Below are 5,666 nucleotides of genomic sequence, written 5' to 3' on the forward strand. Positions count from 1 at the left end.
TCCTCCTGCGTCGGAATGACAAAAAAAGCCGAATGATTTGGTTCAAAACAAAAAACCGCCCAATGGACGGTTCTTTATTTCTATTTTAGCGGGGGATTATTTACCCAACATTGCTGCTTTTAGGTTTTTGTCGGCCGGTTTGTTAGACAACCAGATACCGAACATCGCTTTTTTGAAATCGGCACCTTCAATAACACCTTTTTCTTTTCCGTTTTTAGAAACGACTACGCCTTTTCCGGGAACATAAACCATATCAAACACGTCGCCTTTTTTAATTTCATCTTTAAAACAAGCTTTGAATTGTGCTATTTTAGCTTTGATTGGCGCTGTATTGTTTCCGGTTGCGTTTTCAAAACCTTCGTTTACGGCATTAATCATTTTGTCGCTGGTAATCATACCGGACACGATTGTTAATTTGATGGCCGCGGCATCATTACCCGACATGATTTCGGCTGCGTTAGAACTCTTTTTAGGTAAATATAAAGCACCAACGTACATATCCATCCACATTTTTTCACGAACGCCGGCTCCGTTTAATACTAAACTTTGACCTTCTTCAGTAACTTTCTGTGCTACTTTAACACCGGCAATTTCAGTTTGTGCCGTCATTGAAAATAACCCTGCAAATGCTACGAATAATAATGTTAAGAATTGTTTTTTCATAATAGTTGTTTTTTGTTTTGTTAAATATATAAAATTTTTCTTCCGAATTTTATTTTTGGTCAATAGGAACGTCAATTTTTATTTTAGTGAACTATTTTTTTTTCAGGGTTTCTTTTATGTTTATTGATAATTGCATTAAGTTCAAAACCAAGCAATAAAATCATACAGTTAATCCATATGTAAAACATTAAGACAAGAAGTGTGCCAATCGACCCGTACAATTCATTATAACGGGCAAATTTTGTTACATAAATACCGAATACATAAGACGTTACAACAACAAGGACCGTTGTTAAGATTGCGCCGGCATTGAAAAAAGGAATCTGTTTTGTTTCCCGGGTTCCGTATTTAAACAAAAAAGAGGTCGATACAAAAAGCATCAGTAAAATAAATACATAACGCGCCCATTCAACAAGTAAGACATCATCTAATTGGAATCGGTTGGAGAATTTCTGGATAAAGACTTCCGATACAACAATGGAAGAAATCGTAACAATCAATAAGAATGAAAATATTAACGATAATCCTATTGCCACAGCATATTGACGAAAATAACCCCGTTTGATCTTAACATGGTACGACGATTCAAATCCGCCAAGAACGGCATTCAATCCGTTAGACATCAAATAGATGGACAATAGAAAACCAAAGGACAGCAAACTCTTATAGGAATTGTTCATGATATCCATCAAAATAGCTTCTATCGCACCAAAAGTATTCGGAGGAACGCTATCGGAAACGAACTGCAGAAAATCTTCCTGAAAACCTTTTAAAGGGATGTAGGGAATCAAATTCAGGATAAACAGCGCAAAAGGAAACAACGCCATAAAGAAACTAAAAGCAATCGCTGCTGCTCTGTTGGAAAAAGCGCCTTTTGCAATTCCAATTCCGTAAAGCTCCAGTATTTCATAAAGAGAAACGCCCTCAAGTCCGGGTACCTTTACCGTTTTACAAAAAGCCATAAGCTTATTGAGCACGGGAATTTTCTCGATTTGTTCTTCTATTTCTTTGGACATTTTTTCTTTTAGTTTTTAGGGATAAGCCAAAAAGAATGAGAATTTTAAAAGATAATCTTCTTAAATATTTATTCCCTTTTCCCTTTTCCCTTTTCCCTCCTTCTTATATCGCTTTTAAACTCAAATCCATGTTATAAATGGAATGGGTTAATGCTCCAGACGATACAAAATTCACGCCACATTCTGCAAAACGGCGTACCGTTTTTTCGTCAATACCGCCGGACGATTCCGTAAGACACTTATCACCAATCATCTCCACCGCTTTACGAGTATCTTCAAAATTAAAATTATCCAGCAATATTCTGTAAACGCCTTCATTTCTCAGAATTTCGGAAACCTCATCAAGATTTCTTGCTTCTACGATAATTTTCAGATCGAGATTGTGTTCTTTAAGATAAGCATTTGTTTTTTGGATGGCTTGCGTAATTCCGCCCGCAAAATCGTTATGATTGTCTTTCAGCATAATCATATCATACAATGCAAAACGATGGTTTTCGCCACCTGCGATTTTGACAGCCCATTTTTCAATGGCACGAATTCCCGGAGTGGTTTTTCGGGTATCGAGAATTTTGGTTTTGGTGCCTTCGAGCAAATCCACAAAAACTTTCGTTTTGGTCGCAATGGCACTCATTCGCTGCATGGCATTCAACACCAAACGTTCCGCTTTCAGGATGGATTGCGAACTCCCTGAAACATGAAACACCACATCGCCATATTTAACGGTACTCCCATCGGGAATGAATACTTCTGTTTCCAGATTCGGATCTACATGTTTAAAAACCATTTTTGCAAATTCAACTCCGGCTATAATACCTTCGTCTTTAACCAAAAGTTTTGCCTTGCCCATTGCTGTTGCCGGAATACAAGCCAAAGAACTGTGATCGCCATCGCCAACATCTTCGCGGATGGCATTGGTAATAATTATTTCGAGTTCCTTCTGAAACTGTGCTTCTGAAATCATAATCGTACAATTTACAGGCTAAAATAAGACATATTTTGGAATCGTACGCTATTGTTACTGCGTTAGAGGCTTTTTTTTCTCAATTACCACTAATGTTGTAAATAACAGTGTAATTTTCTGCCGGGAATAGGATTAAAAGGATACCTGATATTCTAAAATTAAAACTTAAATTTACTTCCATCAAGACATTTACAAAGTGAAAAGTATTTTTACCGACAAAACTAAAGAACCATCCGAAGAAGATCTTCAACAGGTTTTAGGCGAAACTTTTATGCTCTGGAAATCCTTAGCTGAATTTACGAAGCAATCTTACCCGAAGTATATCGAATACTGGCATTTTTCAGGTGACAAATACGGCTGGAATTTCCGCATTAGCGATAAAAAGCGGGCATTGCTCTATCTTTTACCACGCGATGGTTTTTTTAAAGCCGCACTTGTATTCGGACAAAAAGCAACGGATGAAATTTTAAAAAGTGAAATCGACGAAAACATCAAAAACGAAATCCTAACTGCAAAAGTTTATGCCGAAGGCCGTGGCATAAGAATAACCGTAAACGACAAATCGAATCTCGACGACATTAAAAAACTGATAACGATAAAAATTTCGAATTGATTTTTTTTCAGTAACTTTAGTCGTACTTTCTGACAACCTTTATTTTGGAAAAAATCAGAACCTAAAACACGAGTTTATGGAAAACGAACATGTTGTTAAAGTATTGAAATCCCGTTTTATTACTCATGATGTAAAATCATTTGTGGTGGAAAAACCAAAAGGATATGAATTTGTTCCAGGGCAGGCAACTGAGGTTTCAATAAACCATCCGGATTGGAAAAACGAAGCACGTCCTTTCACCTTCACGAATTTAAAGGAAGCGGATTATCTTGAATTCATGGTTAAAATTTACAAGGAACGTAAAGGAGTTACCAATGAATTAAGCCGAATAAATGCCGGTGATGAATTAATTCTTCACGATGTTTTCGGAACAATAAATTACCAAGGTCCCGGAATTTTCATTGCTGCCGGTGCAGGCATAACGCCATTTATTTCAATTTTCAGAGAGTTGTATAAAAACAATAAATTATACGGGAACCGACTCATCTATGTAAATAAAACATCCGAAGATGTGATCATGGGAGAGGAATTACACCGAATGCTTAAAAATAATTTCGTAAATGTTTATACACGAGAAAATGTGGTAGGCTTCTACGGAAAACGCATTGACCGCAATTTTCTCATCGAAAACATAGCCGACTTCAATCAGCATTTTTACGTTTGTGGGCCTGCCGATTTTGTAAAATCCGTTACTGATAATTTGATTGATTTAGGCGCTACAGCCAATTCAATTGTTATTGAAAACTAATTATTAAAAAAACTCCGGAGTAACATCCGGAGTTTTTTTAATTTATTCTTTAACTATTCTGACTGTTTTACGATTACTTCCCTGTTCCATTACTGCCAGATAAACACCTCTTGGAAGCTCTTCTCCAAATGTTATCGTATCGCTTTCACGATTTCGCATTTGTTTCACCATTCTTCCGGCAATGTCAAATACAGTTATATCCGTACTTTCAGTGCTTTCACTTTCTATTTCAAAAGTAAATTGATTGTTACTTGGATTCGGATAGGCTTTAACATCGAAAACAATTTCCGGTTTACCATTAGATCCTGAAGGAACACAAGTTGATGTACATTTGCCAAAGAAATCACCATGTGCAAGATGTTCTGCAACTGCTGAATTATCCACACAAATATTAACGCACGGGTTTTTAGCACTACCCGTTTTATGACAAAGCATTACTTTTGCCACACCACTATTTCCTGCAAAACATCTGACATCTTCAGCCATAATGGTAGTGGAACAAGTGGCGGTACATCCGTTTTGATCTGTTACAGTGATTGCGAAAGTCGCATCTGCCATTAACGAAACATTCAACGAGTAACCAAGACTTGTTACAATGGTATTGGTTGATGTGGAACTTGGCTTTTGATTTGCGCCAAAGGCTCCACTTGTCACACAAGTAACATTGGTATTACTGCTCGTCATGGTGTTAGCGCCCGGCGTCCATATTTCATCTCCGGAATTTGTAATTACATTACACATAAGCGGTCGATTCATTGTTATGGACACTGTATATGGCCCTACGCCTCCTGAAGGATTTACTGTTATTGTAGAGGTTTGATCTCCGGTATAACCGAAATAAAGCACACTATTGGTATTAGTACAGGAAGCCGATAATAATGCCGGCTCATTAATTATTTTAGTACACAATACAACTATAAAACCAGGATGTGCCGCATCTCTAATCTGAACACTATAACTATTCGCTGATAAGCTGCTGAAATTTCCACTTAGTTGCCATGCTCCCGAATTTAATCGATATTCATAGACACCGCTTAAACCTCCCGAAGGATTACTGATAGTAATCGATCCATTGTTTTGTCCGTTACAACTAACATCTGTTTTCACAACTGTCGCAGCCAAAGGCAATCCAATGATATTCAAATTTGCTCCTACATAAGATAAATTATAATTTCCTCCTAGCGATAATGTACCTTTTTGTATTGCATAGGAACCGATAACCTCACCAGCAATTCTTGTTAAATTACCAACAAAAGAATCGCTAAAAGCTAAACTTCCGCTTGTAATTGCATAGGTTAAAACTGGGTCAGCATCACCGAATACTTTCGATTTTGCATCAGCCGTTACTTCAATCGCACGTTGACCAATGGTTAAATCCGCTCCAACAAACGATAAATCGTAATTCGCACCCAATGTTAAACTGCCTTGCGTAATACCGTAAGGTCCGACATCTTCACCCGAAACTCGGGACAAACTTCCGCTGAAAGCATCACTGAAGGCCAAACTGCCTTGGGTAATCTGATAGGTGAAAGTTGGATCAGCATCGCCATAGGTTTTAGATTTGGCATCCGCCGTTACTTCAATCGCACGTTGACCAATGGTTAAATCGGCACCAACAAACGATAAATCGTAATTCGCACCCAATGTTAAACTGCCTTGCGTAAT

6 protein-coding genes are annotated in these 5,666 nt (G+C 37.6%); 2 read left to right on the plus strand and 4 right to left on the minus strand.

Annotated elements, in window-relative coordinates:
* Positions 1 to 96: 96 nt before the first annotated feature.
* From FCR2A7T_RS13280 to nadC, 3 genes are all read right to left on the minus strand, one after another.
* Positions 97 to 663 carry a chalcone isomerase family protein gene (locus FCR2A7T_RS13280; RefSeq protein WP_023571819.1) on the minus strand — a complete coding sequence of 189 codons (567 nt, stop codon included), beginning with the start codon at positions 661 to 663 and terminating at the stop codon, positions 97 to 99.
* A gap of 83 nt (positions 664 to 746) precedes the next feature.
* Positions 747 to 1,679, minus strand: coding sequence for a YihY/virulence factor BrkB family protein (locus tag FCR2A7T_RS13285; RefSeq protein ID WP_023571820.1), 933 nt, complete (start codon positions 1,677 to 1,679; stop codon positions 747 to 749).
* 103 nt (positions 1,680 to 1,782) lie between these two features.
* Entirely contained in the window at positions 1,783 to 2,640 is an 858-nt protein-coding gene (gene nadC / locus FCR2A7T_RS13290; RefSeq protein WP_023571821.1) for a carboxylating nicotinate-nucleotide diphosphorylase, read from the minus strand.
* Positions 2,641 to 2,836: 196 nt separating this feature from the next.
* Between nadC and FCR2A7T_RS13295 the strand changes: the two genes are divergently transcribed.
* Positions 2,837 to 3,253 carry a DUF3788 domain-containing protein gene (locus tag FCR2A7T_RS13295; protein ID WP_023571822.1) on the plus strand — a complete coding sequence of 139 codons (417 nt, stop codon included), beginning with the start codon at positions 2,837 to 2,839 and terminating at the stop codon, positions 3,251 to 3,253.
* A gap of 76 nt (positions 3,254 to 3,329) precedes the next feature.
* The gene (locus FCR2A7T_RS13300; protein WP_023571823.1) at positions 3,330 to 4,001 is read left to right on the plus strand and encodes an FAD-binding oxidoreductase; all 672 of its coding nucleotides are present in this window, start codon (positions 3,330 to 3,332) and stop codon (positions 3,999 to 4,001) included.
* A gap of 42 nt (positions 4,002 to 4,043) precedes the next feature.
* Here FCR2A7T_RS13300 and FCR2A7T_RS13305 read toward each other — a convergent pair.
* Positions 4,044 to 5,666 (minus strand): MBG domain-containing protein (locus FCR2A7T_RS13305; protein ID WP_131494803.1); only part of this gene is annotated, 1,623 nt, incomplete at its 5' end.

Source organism: Flavobacterium cauense R2A-7 (assembly GCF_000498475.1).
GTDB lineage: Bacteria > Bacteroidota > Bacteroidia > Flavobacteriales > Flavobacteriaceae > Flavobacterium > Flavobacterium cauense.